This is a genomic window from Blastococcus sp. TF02A-35 (genome assembly GCF_004571075.1).
In the GTDB taxonomy this organism is placed as follows: Bacteria; Actinomycetota; Actinomycetes; order Mycobacteriales; family Geodermatophilaceae; genus Blastococcus.
Map to the genome: position 1 here is coordinate 122,373 of NZ_SPQP01000001.1, position 22,888 is coordinate 145,260.

Sequence of the window (22,888 nt, forward strand, 5' to 3'; positions counted from 1 at the left end):
GGGAGGATGGGCGCCGTGGATGCCCTGCGCGTGGCGGTGCTCGGTCCCGGCGGCGTCGGCGGGATGCTCGCCACCCTCCTCGCCCGCCAGGGCCACGCGGTCACCTGCCTCGCGCGCCCGGGGACCGCCCAGCACCTGGACCGGCACGGGCTGCGGCTGACCAGCGACCGGTTCGGCGAGCTGGCCGTGCCGGTCCACGGCAGCGACCGGCTGACCTCCCCGGTCGACGTCCTCCTGGTGACGACCAAGGCCACCCAGCTGGCCGAGGCCCTCGACCGGGTGCCGGCCGACGTGCTCGGGGGCGCGGTGCTCGTCCCGCTGCTCAACGGCGTCGAGCACATGGCGGCGCTGCGCGAGCGCTACCCCGCTGCGCGGGTGGTCGCCGGCACCATCCGGGTCTTCGCCTCGCGGCCCGCCCCCGGCGAGGTCCGGCACGACGGGCAGCTGGTGGCCGTGCAGCTGGCGCCGGGCGCCGAGCCCCTCGCCGACGCCCTGCAGGAGGCCGGGGTGGACGTCGCCGTCCGGCCCGACGAGGCGGGCCTGCTCTGGGACAAGCTCTGCTTCCTGGCGCCCATGGCCCTGCTCACCACCCGGGCCATGACGCCGCTCGGCGCGGTGCGGGACCGGTACGGCGACGAGCTGGTCGCCGTCATCGCCGAGGTCGCGGAGGTGGCCCGCGCCGACGGCGCCGCGGCGGACCCCGCGGCCACCCGCGAGTTCGCCTGGTCGCTGCCCGAGGGCATGCGGTCGTCGATGGAGCGGGACGCCGCGGAGGGCAACCCGACCGAGCTCGAGGCGATCGGCGGCGCTGTGCTGCGGGCGGCCGACCGGCACGGGGTCGACGTCCCGGTCACCCGGCGGGTCGTCGAGGAGCTGCGCGCCCGCCTCGGGTGATCAGCCGGCGACGAAGACCCACAGGAGCAGGGTGGCGCCGATGGCCACCCACAGCAGGGGGACGCGGTTGACCCACCGGGCAGGCGCGACGCGCCTGTTGGCGAACAGCACCCAGGCCACGACCGTGGTCACGAGGGCGACCAGCGGGTAGGCGACCTAGGCGAAGAACAGCAGGACGCCGAGCACCGAGCCCGCGCTGCCGGCCGCCATTGCGCCGGCGACGACGACCATGAACCACACGACCATGAACAGCAGGTAGAGGCCCTGCAGCAGGCCCAGCTCGATGGCAGCGCGGCGCCGGACCGCCGGGTCGAGCGGCAGGCCGGGCGGCGCGGGCATGGCGGGTGCGGTCACGGCGGCGGAGCGTAGCGGTGTCCCGGCGCCTCCGGGCTGGTTTCCGCCGCCGGGCCGGTCAGAGCTCGCCGGCGCGGAGGCGGGACAGCCACCCCTCGGCCTCGGTGAACGCGGCGTCGGTGGCCTCACCGGGCACCGGCCGGTTCTCGCGGCCGTCGGCCCGCGGGTAGGACCCGAGGAACCGGACGTCGTCGCTCAGCCGGTGCAGCGCCGACAGCGCCTCCCCCACCCGCGGCTCGGCGACGTGCCCCTCGCAGTCCAGCGAGAACGAGTAGACGCCCAGGCGCTGCCGGGTGGGCCGCGACTCGATGCGGGTCAGGTTGATGTGGCGGACGGCGAACTCGCGGAGCAGGTCCAGCAGGGCGCCGGTGCGGTCGCCCACCACCGCCACCAGCGAGGTCTTGTCGTTGCCGGTCGGCGCGGGCAGCGGGCCGGGGCGCTCGACCACCACGAACCGCGTGACGGCCCCGGCGTTGTCGGCGACGTCGTCGACCAGGCACTCCAGCCCGTAGCGCGAGGCCGCGATGGCCGCGCACACCGCCGCGTCGACCTCGCCCGCCGCGACGGCCGCCGCGGCCGCCGCCGTCGACGTCGTGGGCATCGGGGTGACCTCGGGCAGCAGCTCGGCCAGGCGACGGCCGGTCTGCGCGAGCGCGTGCGGGTGGCTGGCCAGCGAGCGGACCGCGGCGAGCTCCGTGCCCGGGCGGACCGCGAGGACGAACGCGACCTCGAGGAACACCTCCCGGGTGATCACCAGCGGGTCGCCGTCGGCGAGGCCGTCCATCGTCGCGGGCACCGAGCCCTCGACGGAGTTCTCGAACGGCACGAGGGCGGCGTCGGCGTCACCCGACCGGACGGCGGCGAGGGCGGCGGCGACACTCGGGCGGGGGGCACGGGGTCCCTCCGCCGTGGCAATCGCCCTGCTCAGGGCCGCTTCGGCGAAGGTACCCTCGGGCCCCAGGTAGACGTACCGCGTCGGCGACGAGCTGGGTGGCTTCCCGGGCATCCGACGAGGGTAGTGCGCTGAGGGCGAGGCGCACGGCCCACCCGGCACACCGGCCTCGCCACCGGCAGACCCGGCCCCAGCGGCCGCCCGACCCGCGAGTGGAGGAGCAGGTGACCCCCGGCCCGGCCCGCGTCACCCCCGGCGTCCTCCAGGCCGCGCTCTGGCGGCTCCTCGACGCCGCCGACGCCGAGGACCCGGCCGCCTTCCTCGACCTGCTCGACGAGTCCGACACCACCCTCGCCGAGAGCGACGACCCCGCCTGGACCGCGTGGCGGCACGCCTTCGCGGCCCGGCGCGCCCAGCTCGACGGCGACGGCGAGCGCGCGGCCGACGAGGTGGCCGCCGCCCGCGACCTGCTGGACCGCTGCCCGGTCTCGCCGGAGACGGCGCTGCTCATGGCCTACCTGGCCCACATCGAGGTCACCGCGGACCACCTCGACCACGCGATGCTGCTGGCCGTCGACGCCAGCCTGCTCACCGACACCCACGGCGCACAGCCCTCCCGCGCGCTGCTGCAGGCGCACCGCTGGCTCTCCCTCACCCTCTCCGGGCTGGACCTCGAGGAGCTGGCGGTCGCCCACGCCGCGCGCGGCCACCAGGTGGCCGCGGCCCTGCCCGACGTCGGCGACCACGGGCGCCTGCTGCTGCTCTCGGCCCGCCAGCACGTGGAGCTGGCCCAGACCCTGCGCCGTCGCGGCGACCGCGAGCGCGCCGCCGAGCTGGCGGGCGAGGCGATCGCCCGCGCGACCGCGGCCCGCGAGCTGGCCTGGGAGCCGACCCAGGCCGAGGCCGACCTGCTCGACGTCGTCCAGGCCTGGGCCCTCATGTGCACCGGGGACCTCGACGACGCCCTCGGGCCGCTGCGGCGCGTCCGCCGGTCGGTCCAGCGCGACGCCGGCGTCTGGCTGCGCGGCTACACCGACCTCGTGCTGGCCCGGCTGCTCACCGCCGTGGCCAAGCGGGACGGCGACGTCGTCCTGGGCGAGGAGGCGATCGACCTGCTGGTCGACGCCTCCGGCGCGTTCGCCGCGACGGGCGACCGGCGCCGCTACCGGCAGACGCTGCTGGAGCTGGGGCAGGACAACGCCGACCTCGGCCGGCCCGCCGAGGCGCTGCACTGGCTGGAGGCCTACCGCGCCGACACCGGCCGGGCGCACGCCCGTGGCCGCGAGATGTGGGCGGAGATGTTCGTCCGCCGCAGCCGGCTGCGCGAGGCCGAGCGCCAGGCCGCGGTCCTCCGCCGGCACGCCCTGGAGGACCCGCTCACCGGGCTGGGCAACCGGCGCAGCGCCGAGCGCCGGCTGGGCTCGCTGCGGCTGGGCGAGGAGCCGCTGTCGCTGGCCGTCGTCGACGTCGACCGGTTCAAGGAGGTCAACGACGAGGCCTCGCACACGCAGGGCGACGCCGTCCTGCGCCGCGTGGCCGACCTCCTGCGCGAGCACAGCCGCACCGGCGACGAGGTGTACCGCTGGGCCGGCGACGAGTTCCTGGTCGTGCTGCCGACGGCGACCGAGGCGCTGGCGATGGTCGTGATGGAGCGGCTGCGCTCGGCGGTCGCCGAGGCGGACTGGAGCGACCTCTCGCTGTCGGACCCGGTGACCGTGAGCATCGGGGTGGCGACCGCGCCGGCGGTCCCCGACGGGCAGCCGAACCCCGTCGTCGGGTGGCGCGCGCTGTTCGACACCGCCGACCTGCACCTGTTCTCCGCCAAGCGCGGCGGACGCAACCGGGTGCGCGCCCAGCCGCCCACCGACGTGCTCCCCCCGACCGGCACCGACCGGGGGGCGAGCGCGTGAGCTTCCCGCACGCGTGGGACGGGAGGGGCACGACGGACGGGGGACGGCGCGTTTCGTCACCGGTTCTCGACACCGTCGGTACCGACCTGCACAGTGCGGTCGTGCCACCGGGAGCCCTGCATCACCGGGTGACCGCCGCCCTCAGCAACTGGCAGCTCGACGACGCCGAGCAGCTGCTCGCGGGTGTGGAGCGGGACCCGTCCCCCTACGTCGCGGCCGTTCCGGGCGCCGACGCGCTGGAGGGTGCCCCGGTGTCGCTGGGCCGGGCCTGGGCCGACACGCTGCGCGCCGAGCTCCTGGTGCGCCGGCTGCGCCTGGCCGGCTTCACCCTCGTCGGCGAGCCGGTGTCCTCCGACCCGCCCGGCGAGCCCGCGCTCGACCTGCACGCCGGCGTCGCGGAGCTGATCGACGGGACCGGCGCCGAGGCCGACCCCCGCTCGGAGTCGGCCTCCCGCGCGGCGCTGGCCATCGCCCTCGTCCGCTCGGCCAAGGCGGCCTTCGACGCCGCCGACGACGACCTGCAGCGCGCGGCGGGCCTGGCCCGGCACGCGCGCATCGAGCTGCTCTCCCGGCGCATCGACGCCGCGATGGACGAGGCGGTCGAGGCGGCGAGCCTGCTCGACCCGGCCCTCCCGCCGAGCGTCCTGCTGGTGGACACGCTGACCACCCTCGCCGGCGTCCTCGCCGACCTGGAGCTCATGCCGCTGGCCCTGGACTACCAGCGCCGGGCCCACGAGACGGCGCAGGCCGCCGCCGCGGACCCGGCCGTCCTGGAGGACGACGCGGCCGACCCCGACGTCCTCGTCGCGGTCGCCGCCACCCGGCTCGGGGAGCTCTGCGCCGAGCTGGGCGAGGGCCTCCTGGACGACGGCGCGCCCGAGTCGGCGGCGCCCTACTTCGCCGAGGCCCGGCAGCTGGCCGAGCAGGCGCTGGCCCAGCTGCCGCCCGGCGCCTCCGGCGTGGTGCCCGCGCAGATCGTGCACGGGTGGGCGCTCGTGGGCATGGGTGAGCAGGCGGCGGCGGTCGGCCCGCTGCGGGCCGCCGTCCGGCTGTCCGGCGCCGCCGACGACCGCGCCCGCCTCGCCTCCGCGCAGCTGGCGCTGGGCCGGGCGCTGCGCCGCCAGGGCGACGGCCGCGCCGCCGACCAGCACCTCGTGGCGGCGCTGGACCTGGCGACCGAGCACGGCCTGCCGCGCGTCCGCCGCGCCGCGCTGCGCGAGCTGTGCACGCTGCACGCCGACCTCAACGACGCCGAGCGGGCGCTGCCCTACCTGCAGTCCTACCTCGCCGACGAGCTGGACCGCGTCGACGAGCGGCGCACCCGCTGGGTGGAGCTCTTCGGCCGGCGCAAGAGCCTGCTGGAGACCGAGCGGGCCGCCGGGCAGCTGCGCCGGCAGGCCTACGAGGACCCGCTCACCCACCTGCCGAACCGCCGCTACGCCGAGGCCCGCCTCGACGGGCTGCTGGCCGCCGGCGACGTCCCCGCGCTGGCCGTGGTCGACGTCGACAGGTTCAAGTCCATCAACGACGCCATCGGCCACCCGGGCGGCGACGCCGTGCTGCGGGCCGTCGGCGAGCTGCTCGTGGCCGGCGTCCGCGACACCGACGAGGTGTGCCGCTGGGCCGGTGACGAGTTCGTCATCCTGCTGCCCGAGACCACCGCCGAGCAGGCCGAGCGGGCCCTGGAGCGCATCCGGGCCTCGGTCGTCCGCTACCCGTGGTCCGAGCTGGGGCTCGACGTCCCGGTGACCATCAGCGCCGGCATCGCCTCGGCGACCCGGGGCGACGACCGCAAGACGCTGTTCGCCGCGGCCGACGGCGTCCTCTACGACGCCAAGCGCAGCGGGCGGGACCGGGTGGTCCGGCTGTCGGCCGTCACCCAGACCCGCGCGGCGGGCAGCCCGCTCGACGTCCTGTTCGGCGCACCCCCCGCGGACGCCACGGGGACCGACGCCGTGGTGGCGACCACCGCCGCGGTGCTGGAGGAGAGCTCCGGGTTCGGCCCGCTGCTCAGCCCGCCGCACGTCCCCCTCACCACCGACCGCCCCGGCGAGCCGCTGCTGGGCCCCGTCCCGCCGGAGGTCGAGGTCGTCGAGCCGGCCGCGGTCGGCGCCCCGGCCCCGGCGCCGGCGTGGGAGCCGGAGGTCGTCTGGGCCACCGGACGCACCGCCGAGCAGGTGCTGGCGCTGGTCCGCGAGGCGCGCCGGGAGCACCCGGACCGCCCGGCGCTGGTGCTCCGGGCCACCCCCGACGTCCTCGTCGCCCTGGCCACCGAGCACGACGCGTACACGACGATGGACGCCGCGGCCTCGGCCGCCGCGGTCGGCCCGTTCCCCGAGCCGGTCGGCCGCGTCACCGTGCTGTCCGGCGGCGGTGCGGACATCCCCGTGGCCGCCGAGGCGGCGTTCGTGGCCCGCGTGGCCGGCACCGAGGTGGTGCGGGTCGACGACGTCGCGGGCAGCCGGACGCGGTCCCTGCTCGCCGACAGGTCCCTGTTCGACGACAGCGACTGCCTGGTCGTCGTCGCCGGCATGGAGGCCTCCCTGGCCACGATGGTGGGCGCGCTCACCGACGTCCCCGTGGTGGCGGTGCCGACCTCGACCGGCCAGCCGCAGGCCTTCGCCGGGCTCGGCGCCCTGATGACCATGCTGACGGCGGCGACGCCGGGCATGACCGTCAGCAACATCGACAACGGGTACTCGGCCGGCGTCTTCGCCGCGCGGGTCGCCAGGAGGAGCGGCAGGACCCGGTGACGGGGCCGCAGGCGGTGCTCGCGTGATCGGCTGGCTGGACCTCGCCGCCGGCGCGTCCGGCGACATGCTGCTCGGCGCCCTCGTGGACGCCGGGGTCCCGCTCGAGGTGCCCACGGAGGCCGTCGCGGCGTTGCACGTGGAACACCTGCGGCCGGCTGCCGAGCAGGTCTCCCGCCAGGGCCTGGGCGCCACGCACGTCCGCGTGGACGCCCCGGAGGCGGGCGGGCCCTCGACGTGGGATGACGTCCGCACCCTGCTCGGCGACAGCGCCCTGCCGCCGGCCGTGCGCGACGGCTCCCTCGCCGTGCTCGAGCGGCTGGTCGCCGCGCAGGCACGGGCGCGCCGGGTGGAGCCGGAGGACGTGCTCGTCCACGAGCTGGGCGGGCTCGGCGCGCTGGCCGACGTCGTGGGGGTCGTGGCCGCCCTGGAGTACCTGGAGCTGGACCGGCTGACGGCCTCCCCGGTCGCGCTGGGCAGCGGCTCCGTCCGCGGCCCGCACGGCGTCGTCCCGGTCCCCGCGCCGGCCGTGCTCGACCTGCTCGCCGGCCTGCCGGTGCACGCGGGGGCCCGGCCGACCGAGATGTGCACGCCCACCGCAGCCGCGCTGCTGGCGGCCCGGGTGGACGAGTGGACGCCGCTGCCCGCGCTGCGCCCGACCCGGGTGGGCACCGGCGCCGGCGCGGAGGACCCCGACGAGCTGCCCAACGTCGTCCGGCTGGTCCTGGGCGAGCCCTCGCGGCCCGCGCCGCTCCTGCCGGTCGTCGTGGAGGCCAACGTCGACGACCTGGACCCCCGGCTCTGGCCCGGCGTGCTGGACGCGGTGCTCGCCGCCGGCGCCTCCGACGCGTGGCTGACGCCGATCCTGGTGCAGCACGGCCGGCCGGCGCACATGCTCTCGGCCCTGTGCCGGCCCGACGTCCTGAACCCGGTCCAGTCCGCCGTCTTCTCCAGCACCTCCACCACCGGCATGCGGGTCGTCGAGGTCCGCAAGGTCGCGCTCGAGCGCACGCAGGCCGCCGTCGACGTCCTCGGCGGGCAGGTGGGCGTGAAGGTCGCCGCCGCGGGCGAGCGCGTGGTGAACGTGAGCGTCGAGTTCGAGGACGTCGTCGCGCTGGCCGGCGAGCGCGGGCTGCCGGTCAAGGAGGTGCTCCGCGCGGCCACCGCCGCCGCGGAGGCCGCCTACCCGGCCGACCCGGCCTCGCGGCTGGAGGACGCTCCCCCGCTCTGGGAGTGACCGCCCGCCCGCCCTCGCCCCAGGAGTAGCGGGGCGCCCGGGGGTACACCGGCCCGCACCGGTGAGGCGGGAACCGCCGGAACGGCCTGCGGGGTGACCCGTGCGGGGGAACTGGCCCGCGAGCGCTCAACCAGCTCCGCGTCCGCGCCGTTGCGGAACTGACGGGACCGGAGCCGCCGGTCGGTGTGCGGAAGGACCCCCAGATGGCCAGCACGGTGGAGCCCTCTCCGGAGCTCCGCCGTCCCGGTGCCCTGGCGGACGACCTCGGCCACTCGGCGCTCGACTCCGACGCCGCCCTCGACGGCCTGGTGCGGGTGGCCGCGGCGGTCACCGGGATGCGGTTCGCGGCGGTCGTCACCATGGACACCCCCGTCATGCGGATCATGTCCGACCACGGCTTCCGCGGAGCCTCCTGGCCGCGCGAGGGCTCGATCATCGCCACCGTCATGGAGCGCGGCCCGGGCGTGCAGTGCTGCTCGGACATCGCTGCCGAGTCCCAGTTCAGCGGCAGCCCCTGGGCCGACGGGCGGCGCGGCCGGATCCGGGCCTTCGCCTGCGTGCCGGTCCTCGTCGACGGCGTCCGGCTGGCCGGGCTGTGCGTCTTCGACGACCAGCCGCACGACTTCACCGACGACGAGCAGGCCCGCCTCGCCGACGTCGCCGCCGCCGTCGCCTCCCTGGTGCAGGCGCGGCAGCAGGCGCGCACGCTCGCCGACCTGGCGGCCGCCAGCCAGCTCGCCCGCGCCGAGGTCAGCCGCGCGCACGAGGAGCTGGCCCGCTCCACCGCGTTCACCGAGGCCCTGCTGGAGGTGCTGCCCGTCGCCGTGGTCGGCGCGGACGCCGAGGGCCGGGTCACCCTCTTCAACGCGACCAGCCGCGAGTGGCACGGCGTGGACGCGGACCCGACCGTGGGGAGGTCCGAGATCCCCGAGACCTACTCCCTCACCGACGTCGACGGCCGGCCGCTGGAGCCCCACGAGGTGCCGCTCTGGCGGATCTACGCGGAGGGCAAGCTGGACGGCCTGGAGTCGGGCATCACCGTGCCCGGGCGGCCGACCCGCATCGTCGCCGCGGCCGGCGCGCAGGTGCTCGACGACGACGGCAACCTGCTGGGCGTCGTCGCGGTGCTGCACGACGTGACCGCGCAGCGGGAGCTGGAGGCCGCGCTGCGCGAGGCCGCGCTGCACGACCCGCTCACCGGCCTCCCCAACCGCAACCTGCTGCTGGACCGGCTGGACCAGAGCCTGGCCGCCGCCGAGCGGGCGCAGCGCACCATGGCGGTCCTCTACTGCGACCTGGACGGGTTCAAGCCCGTCAACGACTCCGCCGGCCACGCCGCCGGCGACGAGGTGCTCGTCGAGGCGGCCCGCCGCCTGGCCGGCGCCATCCGGCCGGGCGACACCGTCGCGCGGATCGGCGGTGACGAGTTCGTCGTGCTCTGCCCGGAGGTCGGCAGCGAGCAGGCGGCCCAGGTGATCGCCGACCGCATCACCGCCGCGTTCGAGCAGCCGCTGCGCCGGGCCAACGGCGCCGAGCACTCCGTCGGCATCAGCATCGGCGTGACCCTCTGCGGCCCGGGCGACACCCCCGACACGGCCCTGGCCAGCTCCGACGCCGCGATGTACCGGGTGAAGGCCAGCCGCCGCCGCTGACCGGCTCCACCGGCCGCGGGAGGTGGCCGGACCGACCGCTACCGTGGTCGGCCGAGAGACCGCCTGCCCGAGCACCGCCCGGCAGCGCCGCGCGGAGGAGGGTTCGTCGTGATCTGGTCGGTCGTGCTGGCCGCGTTCGTCCTGGTGCTCCCGGTGGAGCTGCCCGACAAGACGCTCTTCGCCAGCCTGGTCCTGGCCACCCGGTTCCCGCCGCTGCCGGTGTTCGTCGGCGTCGGGACGGCGTTCGGCCTCCAGGTCGCCATCGCCGTCACCGCCGGCTCGCTGCTGTCGCTGCTGCCCGAGGCCCTGGTCACCGGCGTGGTCGCGGTGCTCTTCCTGGTCGGCGCGGTTCTCCTGTGGCGCAGCGCCGGGGACGTCGAGGACGGCGGGGAGACTGCCGAGGCCCGCGAGCAGACGTCGTTCCTGCGCGCGGCCGCCATCTCCTTCGGTGTCCTCTTCGCCGCCGAGTGGGGCGACCTGTCGCAGCTGGCCACCGCCGGCCTGGCGGCCCGCTACGAGGAGCCGCTGTCGGTCTTCGTCGGGGCGTGGGCGGCGCTGCTCGTCGTCTCCGGCCTCGCGGTGTTCCTCGGCAAGAAGCTGGCCGACAAGCTGCCCATCGCGCTCATCCGGCGGGTGGCGGCGGGGCTGTTCCTCCTCTTCGCGGTGGTCGCGGTCGTGGAGACCGTCCGCGCGCTCGCCTGACCACCTCCTTCGAGGTTCGTCGAACGAACCCAGCCGCGTTAGGCTGCACCCATGAGCGAGGCCTCGTGGGACCGGTCGCAGTGCTCGGTCGCGGGCACGCTGGCCGTGGTGGGTGAGAAGTGGAGCCTGCTCGTGCTGCGGGAGGCGTCCCACGGCGTCCGCCGGTTCGCCGACATCCAGCGGTACACGGGTGCGCCCAAGGCCGTGCTGACCGACCGGCTGGCCACGCTCGTCGAGCACGGCATCCTGCGCCGGGTGCCCTACCAGGCCGAGGGCGAGCGCCAGCGGCACGAGTACCGGCTCACCGCCAAGGGGCTGGACCTGGTCCCGACCCTGGTGGCGCTCATGGAGTGGGGCGACAAGTACCTCGCCGACGGCGAGGTGCCGCCGATGGCCCTGGAGCACCGCAGCTGCGGGGCGCCGGTCCACCTGGAGCTGCGCTGCGACGAGGGGCACGAGCTGGCCTCCGCCCGCGAGATCCACGCCGTCCCGAAGGGCGCGGCGCTCAGCCCCCGCTGACCCGCGGCCGCGCGACCAGCACCCGGAACAGGTTCTCCAGCCGGTAGCCGCCGTCGCCCGTGCCGAACGACTCGACCGCCTCGAGCACCGAGTCGCGCACCGCGTCGGCGCCCGACCGCTGGACGGCCGCGCGGGCGACCGGTGTGGCCAGCAGGGGGCGGAGCAGCTCGTCCTCGTCGGCGTAGTCGAACGGCACGACCACCTCGTCGAGCCGCTCCACCACCAGCCCGGCCCGCTCGGCCATCGCGCGCAGCCGGGCGGGCTCGCTCACCGCGGCCGGGCGCTGCGGCCGCCGCGGCGCCAGCGCCTCCTGCAGCACGCGGAGGTCGCACTCGGAGTCGCGGCCCCACACCGTCGCCGCCACGACGGCACCCACGCGGCCGGCCCGGTGCAGCACCGCGACCGGGTCGGCGACGTGCATCAGCAGCTGCACGGCGGCCACCACGTCGAACGGGCCCGGCGGTGGGTCCTGCGCGTGCCGGACCAGGAAGGTGCCCTCCGGGACGGCGGCGGCCGCCTGCTCGACGGCGCCGTCGTCGAGGTCGACGCCGGTCACCGCGGCACCCCGGCCGGCCGCCGCCCGGGCGAGGAGGCCCGTGCCGCAGCCGAGGTCGAGCAGGCGGGTGCCGGCGCCGACCGCCGTCGCGTCGAGCACCGCCTCGTGCAGCGGCGCGCCCCAGCCGCTCGGTCCCTCGTCGCTCATCGGGTCGACCCTAGGCGCCGTCGTCGGGAAAGCTGCTTGACCCTGACGCGACGTCAGGCCCGACGCTCGTCGTCGTCAAGGGAGGAGGGGCCCCATGAACGTAGGCGAGGTCGCCGCGCTGGCCGGCGTCACGGTGCGCACGCTGCACCACTACGACCGGATCGGCCTGCTGCAGCCGTCCGGGCGGACGGCGGCCGGCTACCGGCAGTACTCGCCGGCCGATCTGGACCGGCTGCACCAGGTGCTGCTGTACCGCGAGCTCGGGTTCCCCCTCGAGGAGGTCGCGACCCTGCTGGACGACCCGTCCGCCGATCCCGCGGAGCACCTGCGGCGGCAGCACCGGCTGCTGCGGGACCGGCTGGAGCGGACGTCGGCGATGGTCGCGGCCGTCGAGAAGGAGATGGAGGCGAGAGCGATGGGAATCTCCCTGACCCCGGAGGAGCGGTTCGAGGTGTTCGGCGACTGGCTGCCCGAGGAGTACGCCGCCGAGGCCGAGGAGAAGTGGGGCGGGACCGACGCCTGGGCGCAGTCCCAGCAGCGGACCCGCGCCATGTCCAAGGACGACTGGCTGCGGGTGAAGGCCGAGAGCGACGACGTCGAGGCCCGGTTCGCGGCCGCGCTGCGCTCGGGGGTCCCGGCCGACTCGGAGCAGGCGATGGACCTCGCCGAGGAGCACCGGCAGCAGATCAGCCGGAACTTCTACGACTGCTCCCCGGAGATGCACGCGGGCCTGGGCCGGATGTACGTGGAGGACGAGCGGTTCACCGCGTACTACGAGCGGGTCGCGCCCGGCCTCGCGCAGTACGTGAGCACCGCCGTCCAGGCCAACGCCGCCCGCCACGCCTGACCCGGCCGAGAGGGGCCGACATGGCCATTTCGGCCCCTCTCAGAGGCGGATCAGCAGCTCGCCGTGCAGCATGCCGAGCCAGCCGTCGTCGGCGTCCCGCCACCGTCGCCAGGCGCCGGCGACCTCCTCCAGCTCGGCGGGTGTGGCCAGCCCGTAGGCCACCGCCTGCTCGGCGAAGGACGACGACGTCGCCCGGCCGGCCCACGAGTTGCCCCACCACTGCCGCTCGGCCGGGGTGGCGAAGCACCAGGACGACGTCGTCGCCGTGACGTCGCGCAGGCCGGCCGCGTGCGCCCAGGCCAGCAGCCGGCGCCCGGCGTCGGGCTCGGCGTCGTTGCGCCGCGCCACCTGCCCGTACAGCTCCAGCCACCGGTCCAGCCCGCGGTCGGGCGGGAACCACGTGGTCGCCGCGTAGTCCACGTCCCGGACGGCGAGCACGCCACCCGGCCGGCAGACGCGGGCCATCTCCCGCAGCGCGGCCACCGGGTCGGTCAGGTGCTGCAGGACCTGGTGGGCGTGCACCACGTCGAACGAGCCGTCGGGGAGGTCGAGCGCGTAGACGTCGCCGACGCGGAAGCCGACCTCCACGCCGGCGCGGGCCGCGGCGGTCCGCGCCTCGTCGAGCGGGTCCGGCGAGAGGTCGAGCCCGAGCACCCGGCCGGGCGCGACGCGTGCGGCCAGGTCGACGGTGATCGTGCCCGGCCCGCACCCCACGTCGAGCAGGTCCAGGCCCGGGCGCAGCGAGGGCAGGAGGTAGGACGCGGAGTTCTCCGCCGTCCGCCAGCGGTGGGACTGCAGGACCGGCTCCGCGTGCCCGTGCGTGTAGGTGTCCACGGGGAAGTGCTACTCCCCTCGTCCCACTCTGCGAAACCGCTTTCCCGCATGTTGGGACGGTCAGCCCTCGGCCAGCACCTGCTCGGCGACGGCGACCGCCCGCTCCCGGTCGGCCGGCACCAGCCCGATCCGGGTGCGGCGGTCCAGCAGGTCGGCGACCGAGCGCGCACCCTCGTGGCGGACGGCGAACCGCAGCTCCCCCACCGTCTCGTCGCGGCCGGCCACCACCAGCGCCGGGCCGAGGGACTCCACCAGCGGCGCCTCGGTGCCGTACCGGGCGACCAGCCGCTGTGGCGCGGCCACCCGCTCCAGCGCCACCCGCGGGGCCGAGCCCACGAGCGGCAGCCGCGCCGTCGTCGTCCGCCGCGCACCTCTGCCCAGCCGCGCGACCACCGCGTCGACGGCCTCCTCGGCCATCGCCCGGTAGGTCGTGAGCTTGCCGCCCACGACGGAGAGGACCGCTCCGTCCCAGCGCAGCAGGTGCTTGCGCGAGAGGTCCGCCGTCGCGTCGCCCGGGCCCGTGCCGGCCGACTCGGGCAGGACCAGCGGCCGCAGCCCGGCGTAGGCGCCCACCAGGTCCCCGCGGGCCAGCGGCTCGTCGAGCACCTGGTTCATGGTGTCCAGCAGCTGCTGCACCTCGCCGTCCGACGGCAGCGGGTCCTCGTCGGGCACCGGCCCGTCGACCGGCTCGTCGGTGAGGCCGAGGTAGACCAGGCCGCCGGGCTGCGGCAGGGCGAAGACGTACCGGGACCGCGAGCCGGGAAGCGGCACGGTCATCGCCGCGGACGGCGACCCGAGGCGGTCGGCGGGGACGACGAGGTGCGACCCCCGCGAGGGCACCAGCCGGATCCCCGGCGCCAGCTGCTGCGACCAGACACCGGCCGCGTTGACCACGACGCCGGCCCGCAGCGACAGGTCCGCGCCGTCCACCCGCACGTGCACGTCCGCGCTGTCGACAGCGCGCACCTCGGCCCCGGTCAGGACCCGCGCCCCGTACGCCGCGGCGGTCCGCGCGAGCGCCACCACGAGGCGGGCGTCGTCGGTGAGCTGCCCGTCCCAGAAGACGACGCCGCCGGCGCCGGGCCGCACGCCCGGGGTCAGCCGCGCGACGTCGTCGGCCCGCACCCGGCGGGTGGAGGGGAGCGAGCCGCGGCCGCCGGGCACCGACAGCCGGACGGCGTCGCCCAGCCGCCCGCCCAGCTCGGCCAGCGCGGTCACGTCCCGCCCGGCGACGTCCGGCACCAGGAAGGGCAGCGGCCGCACCAGGTGCGCAGCGGTGGCACCCATCAGGACGGCGCGCTCGCGGGCGCTCTCCCGGGCCAGGCCGATCTCGCCGTGCGCCAGGTAGCGCAGCCCGCCGTGCACCAGCTTGGAGGACCAGCGGCTGGTGCCCGCGGCGAGGTCGGCCCGCTCGAGCAGCACGACCGACAGGCCGCGGGAGGCGGCGTCCAGGGCCACCCCGGCCCCGGTGACGCCGCCGCCGACGACCACGACGTCGACAGTCGAGCCGGGCAGCTCCGCCAGGTCCCGGGTACGCCGGCCGGGCGACAGCGACCCGATCACCTGGCTCTCCCCCTGGTGGGCACCGGCAGACTGTAGCCGTGCCCGAGCAGCCGGAACTGACGATCCAGGGATGGGGCCCCACCCCCGCCGGAGCCGCCGCGCAGGACGGGGAGGGGCTCGACGGCACGCTCACCAAGGCCGCCCGCCGGCACCTGGCCCGCGAGCTCGGCTGGACCCCGCGCGCCACCCCGCCCGTGCCGGTCGACGAGATCCGGCTGGCGCCGAGCCGGCTGCCCGAGGCGGCCCACACCGCGCTGGTCGAGCTCCTCGGCGCCGACAACGTGCGCACCGACCGGGAGTCCCGCCTGCGCCGGGCCGGCGGGAAGAGCTACCTGGACCTGCTGCGCCGGCGGGGCGGGGACGCCTCCGACGCGCCGTGCGCCGTCGTCCTCCCCGGCACGACCGAGGAGACCGCGGCGCTGCTGGCCCTCTGCAGCGAGCACGGGGTCGTCGTCGTGCCGTTCGGCGGCGGGACCAGCGTCGTCGGCGGGCTGGCCGGGGTCGACCCCGACGACCGGCCCGCCGTCGCCGTCGACCTGGGGCGCATGGCGTCCGTGCAGGTCCTCGACGTGCCGTCGTCGATGGTCACCGTCGGGCCGGGCATGCGGGGGCCGGCGCTGGAGCAGGCGCTCGGGCGGGAGGGGCTGACCTTCGGCCACCTGCCGCAGAGCTTCGAGTTCGCCACCCTGGGCGGGTACGCCGCGACCCGCTCGGCCGGGCAGGCCTCCACCGGGGTCGGCCGGTTCGACGACCTCGTCGCCGGCCTCACCCTCGCCACGCCGTCGGGCGTCCTGGAGCTCGGGCACCCGCCGGCCTCCGCGGCCGGCCCCGACCTGCTGGGCCTGGCCCTGGGGTCGGAGGGCACGCTCGGCGTGATCACCGAGCTGAAGCTGCGGGTCCGCCCGAAGCCGGCGGTGACGAGCTACGAGGGCTGGTCGTTCCGCACCTGGCCCCAGGGGCTCGCCACCCTGCAGAACCTGGCCCGCCACGACCTGCTGCCCGACGTGGTCCGGCTCTCCGACGCCGACGAGACCCGCGCCAACCTCGTCATGGCCGCCGGCACCGGCGCGGCCCTGCTGCGCGGCAGCCTCCGGGCCCGGGGGCACGGCGAGGGCTGCATGCTCATCCTGGGCTGGGAGGGGCTGCCCGACCTCGTGCGGGCCCGGAAGCGGGCGGCGTCGTCGCTGCTGCGCGACGGCGGCGCGGTGCGGCTGGGCCGGCGGGTCGCCGAGTCGTGGCGCTCGCACCGCTTCGGCGCCCCGTACACCCGGGACAGGCTGATGGACAGCGGGCTGCTGGTCGAGACGCTGGAGACGGCGGCCACCTGGTCGGCGCTCCCCACCGTCTACGACGCCACCCGCCGGGCGCTGCGCGAGTCGCTGGGCCGTCGCGGCCACGAGCCGCTCGTGATGAGCCACGTGTCGCACGGCTACGCGACCGGGGCCTCGCTCTATTTGACGGTGCTCGCCGACCGGGACGACGCGCTGCCGATCCAGCAGTGGCTGACCGCGAAGCGCGCGGCCACCGACGCCCTGCTCGCGGCCGGCGGCACGCTCACCCACCACCACGCCGTCGGCGCCGACCACCGCCCCTGGCTGGAGCGCGAGGTGGGGCCGCTCGGCGTCGAGGTGCTGCGCGCGGTCAAGCAGCGGCTGGACCCGGCCGGGATCTGCAACCCCGGCGTCCTGCTCCCCGACTGAAGCGGCGAGATCTGCACACTCGCCCCCGTCAGCGGTCCGACAGGGGCGAGTGTGCAGATCTCGCGCGGGCTCAGAGGGTGGTGGCGATGCCGCCGTCGACCGGGATGACCGCGCCGGTCACGTAGGAGCCCGCCCGCGAGGAGAGGTAGACGACGACGCCGGCCATGTCGTCGGGGCGGCCGATGCGGCCCAGCGGCGCCTTCTCGGCGATCGCGTCGCCGAACGCCTCCAGCGTCGCGGCCATCATCTTGGACTCGAACGGCCCCGGGGCGACGGCGTTGACGGTGATGTGGCGGCGGCCCAGCTCACCGGCGAGCACCCGGGTGAGGTGGTGCAGCGCCGCCTTGCTGGAGGAGTACGAGTAGGTGGGCAGCCCGGGCACGTGCAGCCCGTCGATGCTGCCGACGTTGACCACGCGGGCCGGCTCGCCCGGGGCGCCGGCGGCCTCCAGCAGCGGGAGGAAGGCGCGGGTCAGGAAGAACGGCGACTTCAGGTTCAGGTCCAGCACCTTGTCCCACGCCGAGGCGGGGAACGTCTCGAGCGCCTCGCCCCAGTTGGCGCCGGCGTTGTTGACCAGGATGTCGACCCGCTGCTCGTGCCTGCCGACCTCCTCGGCCAGCCGGAGGCACTCCGCCTCGGTGGAGAGGTCGGCGGGCACGGAGACCACGGTGCCGAACTCCGAGAGCTCCGCGACGGCGGCGTCGCCGGCCTCGGCCTTGCGGGAGCTGATGTAGACCTTCGCGCCCGCCTGCAGCAGGCCCCGGGCCATCATCAGACCGATGCCACGGGTGCCGCCGGTGACCACGGCCACCTTGCCGGTCAGGTCGAACAGGTCCACGGGTACCTCCGGGGGTCGCGGCGTCGGGTGCCGCTCCGGCCCCTCGCGCACCCTAACCAGGCGGTTCCCGGCGCTGGAACGGGCGCCGCAGGGGGCACCTGTGCCAGCCTTCGATCATGATCCAGCCCGCCGCCGCCCTCGGCGCCACCAGCGAGGTCGGCCCGCTGCAGACGGTCCTGCTGCACCGGCCCGGCCCCGAGCTCCGCCGGCTGACGCCCCGCAACAACGACCAGCTGCTGTTCGACGGCGTGCCGTGGGTGGCCCGGGCGCAGGAGGAGCACGACGCATTCGCGCAGGCGCTGACCGACCGCGGCGTCGAGGTGCTGCACGTGGCGACGCTGCTGGCCGAGGTGCTCGCGTTCCCGGCAGCGCGCGCCGAGCTGATCGGCGCGGCGGTCGACGACCCGCGGCTGGGCGCGACCCTGCAGCGCGACGCCACCAGGCACCTGGCCTGGCTCGCCCCCGAGGACCTGGCCGCGGCCCTGATCGCCGGGCTCGCGCACGACGAGCTGCGCGGGCACGGCCTGGCCTACCAGCTGATGGACCGGTCGGACTTCGTCGTCCCGCCCCTGCCGAACCTGCTGTTCACGCGCGACTCCTCGGTCTGGGTCGGCGACGAGGTGGCCGTGACGTCGCTGGCGATGCCGGCCCGGCACCGCGAGAGCACGATCACCGCCGCGATCTACACCCACCACCCGCGGTTCGCCGGCGCCGAGCAGCTCTACGGGGCTCAGCTGGAGCACCTGGAGGGCGGCGACGTGCTACTGCTCTCCGAGGGCGTGGTGGCCGTGGGCGTGGGCGAGCGGACGACCCCGGGCGGCGCCGAGCGGCTGGCCCGGAGGCTGTTCGCCCGCGGCCTGGCGCACACGGTGCTCGTGGTCCCGATCGCCCAGGAGCGGGCCACGATGCACCTGGACACCATCGCCACGATGGTCGACGTCGACGCGATGGTCATGTACCCGGCGGTCGCCGACTCGCTGGTCGCCTGGACCGTCCGCGCGCCCTACGGCATCCAGGACGACGCCGACGCGACCGACCTCGCCGTCAGCGGGCCGGAGCCGTTCGTTGTCGCGGCCGCGGCGGCCATGGGCATCGACCGGCTGCGGGTGATCGACACCGGCCTGGACCCGGTCACCGCCGAGCGGGAGCAGTGGGACGACGGCAACAACACCCTCGCCCTGGCCCCGCGGCTCACCGTCGCCTACGAGCGGAACACCGTCACGAACGCCGCGCTCGAGGCCGCCGGCATCGAGGTCGTACGGATCGCCGGCTCCGAGCTGGGCAGCGGCCGGGGCGGTCCGCGCTGCATGTCCTGCCCGGTGTCCCGCGCGCCCCTCTGAGACGTCCGGTGACCGTGGCCGGGCCGTGATCATCTGCCGCTACGCTGCTGCCTCCCGCGCCGGGCCCGGCGCTCGGCGGAGGGACGGCGCGGTGGCAGGGACGGGAACGGCCCGCAGGCCGGGGCGCATCGCGGGGATCGGCGGCGGCCTCGTCGGCTACCTGGTCTTCGTCGAGTTCACCAGCGGCGTGCTGCAGGGCTACTACATCCCGCTGCTCACCGACATCGCCCGGTACCTGGACGTCGACGACGCCGACGTCAACTGGCTCGAGGCCGCCCAGCTGATGCTCTCGGCCATCGCCGTGCCGGTGCTCGCCAAGCTCGGCGACCTGCACGGGCACCGGAAGGTGCTGCTGTGGTCCGCGGTCGCCACGGCGCTGTCCACCGTCGCGCTGGCCTTCGCCACCAGCTTCCCGCTGTTCCTGGCCGCCTGGGCGCTGCAGGGCCTGTACGTGGTCTGGCTGCCGCTGCAGGTCGCGCTGATCTGGGACCGGTCCCGCCGGACGCCGGGCGCAGCGGGGCAGACCCGGCGCGCGACCGGGCTGATCGTGGCCGCGCTCCAGGCCGGCGCCATCGCGGGGGCGCTCGGCGGCGGCCAGGTCGGGCAGAGCCTGGGCGACCACCTCTGGCTGGTGCTGGTCCTGCCCGCGGTGCTGGTCATCGGTGTCTGCGTCGTCGTGGCGTTCCGGGTCCCGGAGAGCGAGGACCGCACCGGCGGCACCGTCGACGCCACCGGGGTGGCCCTGCTCAGCCTGATCCTGCTGGTCGTCACCGGTGGGCTGAGCTTCGTCCGGCTCAACGAGGGCGCCCTGTGGCCGTGGGCGGTCGCCGGGCTCGGCGTGCTGCTCGTCGTCCCCTTCGTGGCCTACGAGCTGCGCCAGGCCGACCCCCTCGTGGACTTCCGGGTGCTGCGCAGCCCCGCGATGTGGCCGGTGCAGCTCACCGCCGGCCTGTTCGGGGTCAGCGTGCTCGGCGCGCAGGGCCCGCTGTCGACCTACGCCCGCACCGACCGGGAGACCTACGGCTACGGGCTGAGCCTCTCGACCAGCGAGGTGTCGATCGTCATCGGGGCCTACGTCGTCTCGATGCTCGTCGGCGCCAGCCAGTTCTCCCGGGTCAGCCGGCGCACCACCCCGCGGACCACGCTGATCGGCGCCGCCACCCTCACCGGCACCGGCTACCTGCTGCTGGTCCCGTTCCACGACACCCTCGCCCAGATGCTCGCCTGCATCGCCGTCGCGGGCCTGGGCTCGGGGGCCCTGGTCGCGGCGCTGCCCGCGGCGGCCGCGGCGGCCGCGCCGGCCGGGCGCACCGCCGTGGCGACCGGGCTGACCAACACGACGAAGGTGATCGGCGGGTCGTTCGCCTCGGCCGCCTTCGCCCTCGCGCTGGCCTCCGGCGCCCCCGTGCTGGTCGACGGGGTGGCGGGCACCGCCGGCTCGCTGTCGGGCTACATCACCGTGTGGGTCATCTGCGGGACGACGGCGCTGCTGGCCGCCCTGGCGCTGCTCGTCGTCCCCAGGCTCGCCTTCTCCGACCCCGACGTCCCCGCACTCGCCGAGGAGCACCGAGCATGAGGCGCGCCCTGACCCTGGCCGCGACCGGAGCGGCCGCCGCCGCGGTGACCGCGAGCGCCCGGCGGGTGCAGCGCTTCCGCCCGGTCGAGCCGGAGCCCGCCCCGCTGGACCTTACCGGCCTGGACGCCGACGGCGCCGCGCGCCGGCTGGCCGAGCTCATCCGGATCCCCACGGTCTCCTCCCGGGTGCCGGGCGAGACCGACACCGGCGCGTTCGAGCGCTACCGGCAGAAGCTGGCCGAGCTGTACCCGCGCACGCACGCCGCGCTCGAGCGCGAGGTCCTGGGCGAGGGCGCGCTGCTGTACCGGTGGCGCGGCTCGACCGACGATCCGCCGCTGGTGCTGATGGCGCACTACGACGTCGTGCCCGTGGACGGGCAGGAGTGGAGCCGCGACCCGTTCTCCGGGCTGGTCGAGGACGGCTACGTCCACGGCCGCGGCGCCATCGACGACAAGGGCTCGATGGTGGCGATCCTGGAGGCGGTCGAGGCGCTGGTCGCCGCCGGCGTCACCCCCCGGCGCGACGTCTACCTCTCGTTCGGCGACGACGAGGAGGTCCTCGGGGTCGGCGCCCGGCTGGCGGTGCAGGCCTTCACCGAGCGCGGCATCCGGCCGTGGGCGGTCCTCGACGAGGGCGGGGCCGTGGTCACCGGCATGTTCCCGGGCGTCCCGGGCCGGGTCGCGGTCGTCGGGCTCGCCGAGAAGGGCGTGCTGGACGTCGAGGTCGTCACCAGCGACGCCGGCGGGCACGCGTCGGCGCCCACGCGGGGCGGCGCCCCCGCCCGGCTGGCCCGCGCCATCCTGGCGATCGAGGAGCACCCCTTCCCGGCCCGCCTGCACGACGTCGTCCTGGGCATGGTCGACGCCGTCGGGCGGCACGCGGGCCCGCCGTACCGGGCGCTGTTCGCGCACGCCGCGCAGCTGCGGCCGGCGCTGGCGCAGGTGCTGTCCCGCGCCGGGCGCGAGGCCAACGCCCTGGTGCGGACGACGGTCGCGGTGACCCGGCTGGAGGGCAGCCCGGCGGCCAACGTGCTGGCAACCCGGGCGCTCGCGCACCTGAACATCCGCATCGCGCTCGGCGAGACGGTGCGGTCGACGGTGGACCGGCTGCAGCAGGTGATCGACGACCCGTCGGTGGAGCTGCGGGTGGTGTCGGGCAGCGACCCGTCGCCGGTGTCGCGCGCGGACAACGAGGCGTTCGCCCGGATCAGCGCCGCGGCGCGGACCGCCTACCCGGACGCCGCCGTCGCCCCGTACCTGATGGTGCAGGCCAGCGACGCGCGGCACTTCAGCCAGATCAGCGACAGCGTCTACCGGTTCATGCCCTTCGCGCTCAGCCGCGAGGAGCTGGCCGCCCTGCACGCCGCCGACGAGCGCATCTCGGTCGCCACGCTGCACCGCGGAGCCGGCTTCTTCCGGCATCTGATCGCGCACCTCTGAACTCTGGGCGGACCGATCCGTCACAACCGGTGACGACGCACGGACCCCCTCGGTTCCGCTACCAGCTCGACCTTCGCGATACCTGTGAACGGTGATGCACTGCACAGGCCTTGTAGCCCAGTCGCGGGGGACGTCCGTTGTCGAAGTACCTGAAGTTGCCGCTCGCCGTGCTGACCGCCCCGGCGTTGGTGCTGCTCTGGGCCGGTCCGGCAGCCGCTGCCGACGAGCCCGTCCCGTCGCCGCTCAGCGAGTTCTGCGCGACGACCCCGGACGCGCCGGTCTGCGCGCTGGACCCGGCCCGCAAGGCGGCGCCGACCGGTGACGCCGCCCAGCCCGACGCCCCGCCGGCCGCACCGCAGGAGGCGACCACCCAGACCCTCACCGTCCCGGGCGGGTCCGGCACGGTGGTGCCGCTCGAGGTCCCCGGGGACCAGGCACCCCCGACCGGCGCCGCCCCCCTGCCAGCACCGCCCGGGCCGGGCGGCAACCCCGAGGAGCTGCCGGAGAACATCCAGGCGACCCTGGAGTGCCTGGCCGGCGTCGGCGAGGACTTCGTCGAGGGCCTCACCGGTCTCCTGGAGGGCACCGTCGAGAGCGTGACGGTCGAGATCGGCGACACGCTCATGGAGTTCACCGACCCGGCCAACCTCGCGGACTTCCTGACCGACCCGGCAGGCTTCCTGACCGAGGTCGGCGGTCTCCTGGAGGAGTCCATCGGTGAGGTCGTCGTCGACGGCCAGGAGCTGTTCGAGGAGTCGGCGGAGCAGTTCCTCGCCTGCCTGGAGCTGCTGGTGCCCGAGGCACCCCAGCCCGAGCCGCAGCCGGAGCCGGCCAAGCCCGTGGCCCAGCCGGCCGCCGTCAGCTACGCGAACTGCGACGACGCCCGCGCCCGCGGGGCCGCCCCGGTGCACGCCGGTCAGCCCGGCTACGGCGCCCACCTCGACAGCGACAACGACGGCGTCGGCTGCGAGCAGGAGGCCGCGCTGGTGAGCCACACGCCCACCGCTGCCCCGCAGCTGGCCTACACCGGCTTCGACCCGGGCCCGGCCATCGCCGGCGGCGCGGCGCTGCTCTCCCTGGGCACGCTGACGCTGCTCGCCGCCCGCCGCAGGAGCTGAGACCGGCAGGTCCCGGTAGC

Annotated in this window: 20 protein-coding genes; 13 read left to right on the top strand and 7 right to left on the bottom strand. The window is 76.3% G+C overall.

Annotated elements, in window-relative coordinates; genetic code table 11:
• Nucleotides 1–6 precede the first annotated feature (6 nt).
• On the top strand, nucleotides 7–894 hold the full coding sequence (locus tag E4P43_RS00590) for a 2-dehydropantoate 2-reductase (RefSeq protein WP_135143471.1): 888 nt from the start codon (nucleotides 7–9) through the stop codon (nucleotides 892–894).
• Here E4P43_RS00590 and E4P43_RS20715 read toward each other — a convergent pair whose 3' ends face one another.
• From E4P43_RS20715 to pheA, 3 genes are read right to left on the bottom strand one after another with little or no spacing between them, the layout of a single operon-like run.
• Nucleotides 895–1,026, bottom strand: coding sequence for a hypothetical protein (locus E4P43_RS20715; protein ID WP_280790917.1), 132 nt, complete (start codon nucleotides 1,024–1,026; stop codon nucleotides 895–897). It abuts the gene before it with no gap.
• A 24-nt stretch (nucleotides 1,027–1,050) separates the two neighbouring features.
• Nucleotides 1,051–1,248, bottom strand: a complete 198-nt coding sequence (locus tag E4P43_RS00595; RefSeq protein WP_135143472.1) for a hypothetical protein — start codon at nucleotides 1,246–1,248, stop codon at nucleotides 1,051–1,053.
• 58 nt (nucleotides 1,249–1,306) lie between these two features.
• The gene (pheA, locus tag E4P43_RS00600; RefSeq protein WP_135143473.1) at nucleotides 1,307–2,254 is read right to left on the bottom strand and encodes a prephenate dehydratase; all 948 of its coding nucleotides are present in this window, start codon (nucleotides 2,252–2,254) and stop codon (nucleotides 1,307–1,309) included.
• A gap of 110 nt (nucleotides 2,255–2,364) precedes the next feature.
• On the opposite strand from pheA, the gene E4P43_RS00605 reads away from it, so the two are divergent.
• From E4P43_RS00605 to E4P43_RS00630, 6 genes are all read left to right on the top strand, one after another.
• Nucleotides 2,365–4,050 carry a GGDEF domain-containing protein gene (locus E4P43_RS00605; protein WP_135143474.1) on the top strand — a complete coding sequence of 562 codons (1,686 nt, stop codon included), beginning with the start codon at nucleotides 2,365–2,367 and terminating at the stop codon, nucleotides 4,048–4,050.
• Between the two features lie 128 nt (nucleotides 4,051–4,178).
• Nucleotides 4,179–6,803 carry a diguanylate cyclase gene (locus E4P43_RS00610; protein ID WP_245158845.1) on the top strand — a complete coding sequence of 875 codons (2,625 nt, stop codon included), beginning with the start codon at nucleotides 4,179–4,181 and terminating at the stop codon, nucleotides 6,801–6,803.
• Between the two features lie 22 nt (nucleotides 6,804–6,825).
• Nucleotides 6,826–8,037, top strand: a complete 1,212-nt coding sequence (gene larC / locus E4P43_RS00615) for a nickel pincer cofactor biosynthesis protein LarC (RefSeq protein WP_135143476.1) — start codon at nucleotides 6,826–6,828, stop codon at nucleotides 8,035–8,037.
• Between the two features lie 203 nt (nucleotides 8,038–8,240).
• Nucleotides 8,241–9,689, top strand: a complete 1,449-nt coding sequence (locus tag E4P43_RS00620) for a sensor domain-containing diguanylate cyclase (protein ID WP_135143477.1) — start codon at nucleotides 8,241–8,243, stop codon at nucleotides 9,687–9,689.
• 108 nt (nucleotides 9,690–9,797) lie between these two features.
• Nucleotides 9,798–10,391, top strand: a complete 594-nt coding sequence (locus tag E4P43_RS00625) for a TMEM165/GDT1 family protein (RefSeq protein WP_135143478.1) — start codon at nucleotides 9,798–9,800, stop codon at nucleotides 10,389–10,391.
• Between the two features lie 51 nt (nucleotides 10,392–10,442).
• Nucleotides 10,443–10,910 carry a helix-turn-helix domain-containing protein gene (locus E4P43_RS00630; protein ID WP_135143479.1) on the top strand — a complete coding sequence of 156 codons (468 nt, stop codon included), beginning with the start codon at nucleotides 10,443–10,445 and terminating at the stop codon, nucleotides 10,908–10,910.
• Here the strand turns inward: E4P43_RS00630 and E4P43_RS20105 are convergent.
• Nucleotides 10,897–11,613 carry a methyltransferase domain-containing protein gene (locus tag E4P43_RS20105; protein WP_135143480.1) on the bottom strand — a complete coding sequence of 239 codons (717 nt, stop codon included), beginning with the start codon at nucleotides 11,611–11,613 and terminating at the stop codon, nucleotides 10,897–10,899. The two genes, E4P43_RS00630 and E4P43_RS20105, sit on opposite strands and share 14 nt — an antisense overlap.
• 94 nt (nucleotides 11,614–11,707) lie before the next feature.
• Here E4P43_RS20105 and E4P43_RS00640 point away from each other — a divergent pair, with 94 nt between their 5' ends.
• A complete protein-coding gene (locus E4P43_RS00640; RefSeq protein ID WP_135143481.1) occupies nucleotides 11,708–12,460 on the top strand; it encodes a MerR family transcriptional regulator in 753 nt (250 codons plus the stop codon).
• A 39-nt stretch (nucleotides 12,461–12,499) separates the two neighbouring features.
• Here E4P43_RS00640 and E4P43_RS00645 read toward each other — a convergent pair whose 3' ends face one another.
• Nucleotides 12,500–13,294, bottom strand: coding sequence for a methyltransferase domain-containing protein (locus E4P43_RS00645; RefSeq protein WP_135143482.1), 795 nt, complete (start codon nucleotides 13,292–13,294; stop codon nucleotides 12,500–12,502).
• A 60-nt stretch (nucleotides 13,295–13,354) separates the two neighbouring features.
• Nucleotides 13,355–14,857 (bottom strand): glycerol-3-phosphate dehydrogenase/oxidase, encoded by a 1,503-nt coding sequence (locus E4P43_RS00650; RefSeq protein WP_135143483.1) that lies wholly within the window; start codon nucleotides 14,855–14,857, stop codon nucleotides 13,355–13,357.
• Nucleotides 14,858–14,895: 38 nt separating this feature from the next.
• Here E4P43_RS00650 and E4P43_RS00655 point away from each other — a divergent pair, with 38 nt between their 5' ends.
• Nucleotides 14,896–16,557 carry an FAD-binding oxidoreductase gene (locus E4P43_RS00655; protein ID WP_135143484.1) on the top strand — a complete coding sequence of 554 codons (1,662 nt, stop codon included), beginning with the start codon at nucleotides 14,896–14,898 and terminating at the stop codon, nucleotides 16,555–16,557.
• Between the two features lie 70 nt (nucleotides 16,558–16,627).
• Here the strand turns inward: E4P43_RS00655 and E4P43_RS00660 are convergent, their stop codons facing one another.
• On the bottom strand, nucleotides 16,628–17,395 hold the full coding sequence (locus tag E4P43_RS00660) for an SDR family oxidoreductase (RefSeq protein ID WP_135143485.1): 768 nt from the start codon (nucleotides 17,393–17,395) through the stop codon (nucleotides 16,628–16,630).
• Nucleotides 17,396–17,511: 116 nt separating this feature from the next.
• Between E4P43_RS00660 and E4P43_RS00665 the strand changes: the two genes are divergently transcribed.
• The 4 genes from E4P43_RS00665 (at nucleotide 17,512) to E4P43_RS20325 (ending at nucleotide 22,868) form a co-directional block, all read left to right on the top strand.
• A complete protein-coding gene (locus E4P43_RS00665) occupies nucleotides 17,512–18,735 on the top strand; it encodes an arginine deiminase (protein ID WP_135143486.1) in 1,224 nt (407 codons plus the stop codon).
• Nucleotides 18,736–18,826: 91 nt separating this feature from the next.
• Entirely contained in the window at nucleotides 18,827–20,311 is a 1,485-nt protein-coding gene (locus tag E4P43_RS00670) for an MFS transporter (RefSeq protein WP_135143487.1), read from the top strand.
• Nucleotides 20,308–21,750: a M20/M25/M40 family metallo-hydrolase gene (locus E4P43_RS00675; protein WP_135143488.1), complete on the top strand. Its 1,443-nt coding sequence runs from the start codon at nucleotides 20,308–20,310 to the stop codon at nucleotides 21,748–21,750. Before E4P43_RS00670 ends, E4P43_RS00675 begins: the two co-directional genes overlap by 4 nt.
• A 137-nt stretch (nucleotides 21,751–21,887) precedes the next feature.
• Complete coding sequence (locus E4P43_RS20325) at nucleotides 21,888–22,868, top strand: excalibur calcium-binding domain-containing protein (RefSeq protein ID WP_245158846.1); 981 nt, start codon at nucleotides 21,888–21,890, stop codon at nucleotides 22,866–22,868.
• Nucleotides 22,869–22,888: the final 20 nt, after the last annotated feature.

Coding starts and splice junctions, on each gene's coding strand:
- E4P43_RS00590 (WP_135143471.1), top strand. CDS start 7: ATGGGCGCCGTGGATGCCCTGCGCGTGGCGGTGCTCGGTCCCGGCGGC.
- E4P43_RS20105 (WP_135143480.1), bottom strand. CDS start 11,613: ATGAGCGACGAGGGACCGAGCGGCTGGGGCGCGCCGCTGCACGAGGCG.
- E4P43_RS00675 (WP_135143488.1), top strand. CDS start 20,308: ATGAGGCGCGCCCTGACCCTGGCCGCGACCGGAGCGGCCGCCGCCGCG.
- pheA (WP_135143473.1), bottom strand. CDS start 2,254: ATGCCCGGGAAGCCACCCAGCTCGTCGCCGACGCGGTACGTCTACCTG.
- E4P43_RS00640 (WP_135143481.1), top strand. CDS start 11,708: ATGAACGTAGGCGAGGTCGCCGCGCTGGCCGGCGTCACGGTGCGCACG.
- E4P43_RS00620 (WP_135143477.1), top strand. CDS start 8,241: ATGGCCAGCACGGTGGAGCCCTCTCCGGAGCTCCGCCGTCCCGGTGCC.
- E4P43_RS00630 (WP_135143479.1), top strand. CDS start 10,443: ATGAGCGAGGCCTCGTGGGACCGGTCGCAGTGCTCGGTCGCGGGCACG.
- E4P43_RS00665 (WP_135143486.1), top strand. CDS start 17,512: ATGATCCAGCCCGCCGCCGCCCTCGGCGCCACCAGCGAGGTCGGCCCG.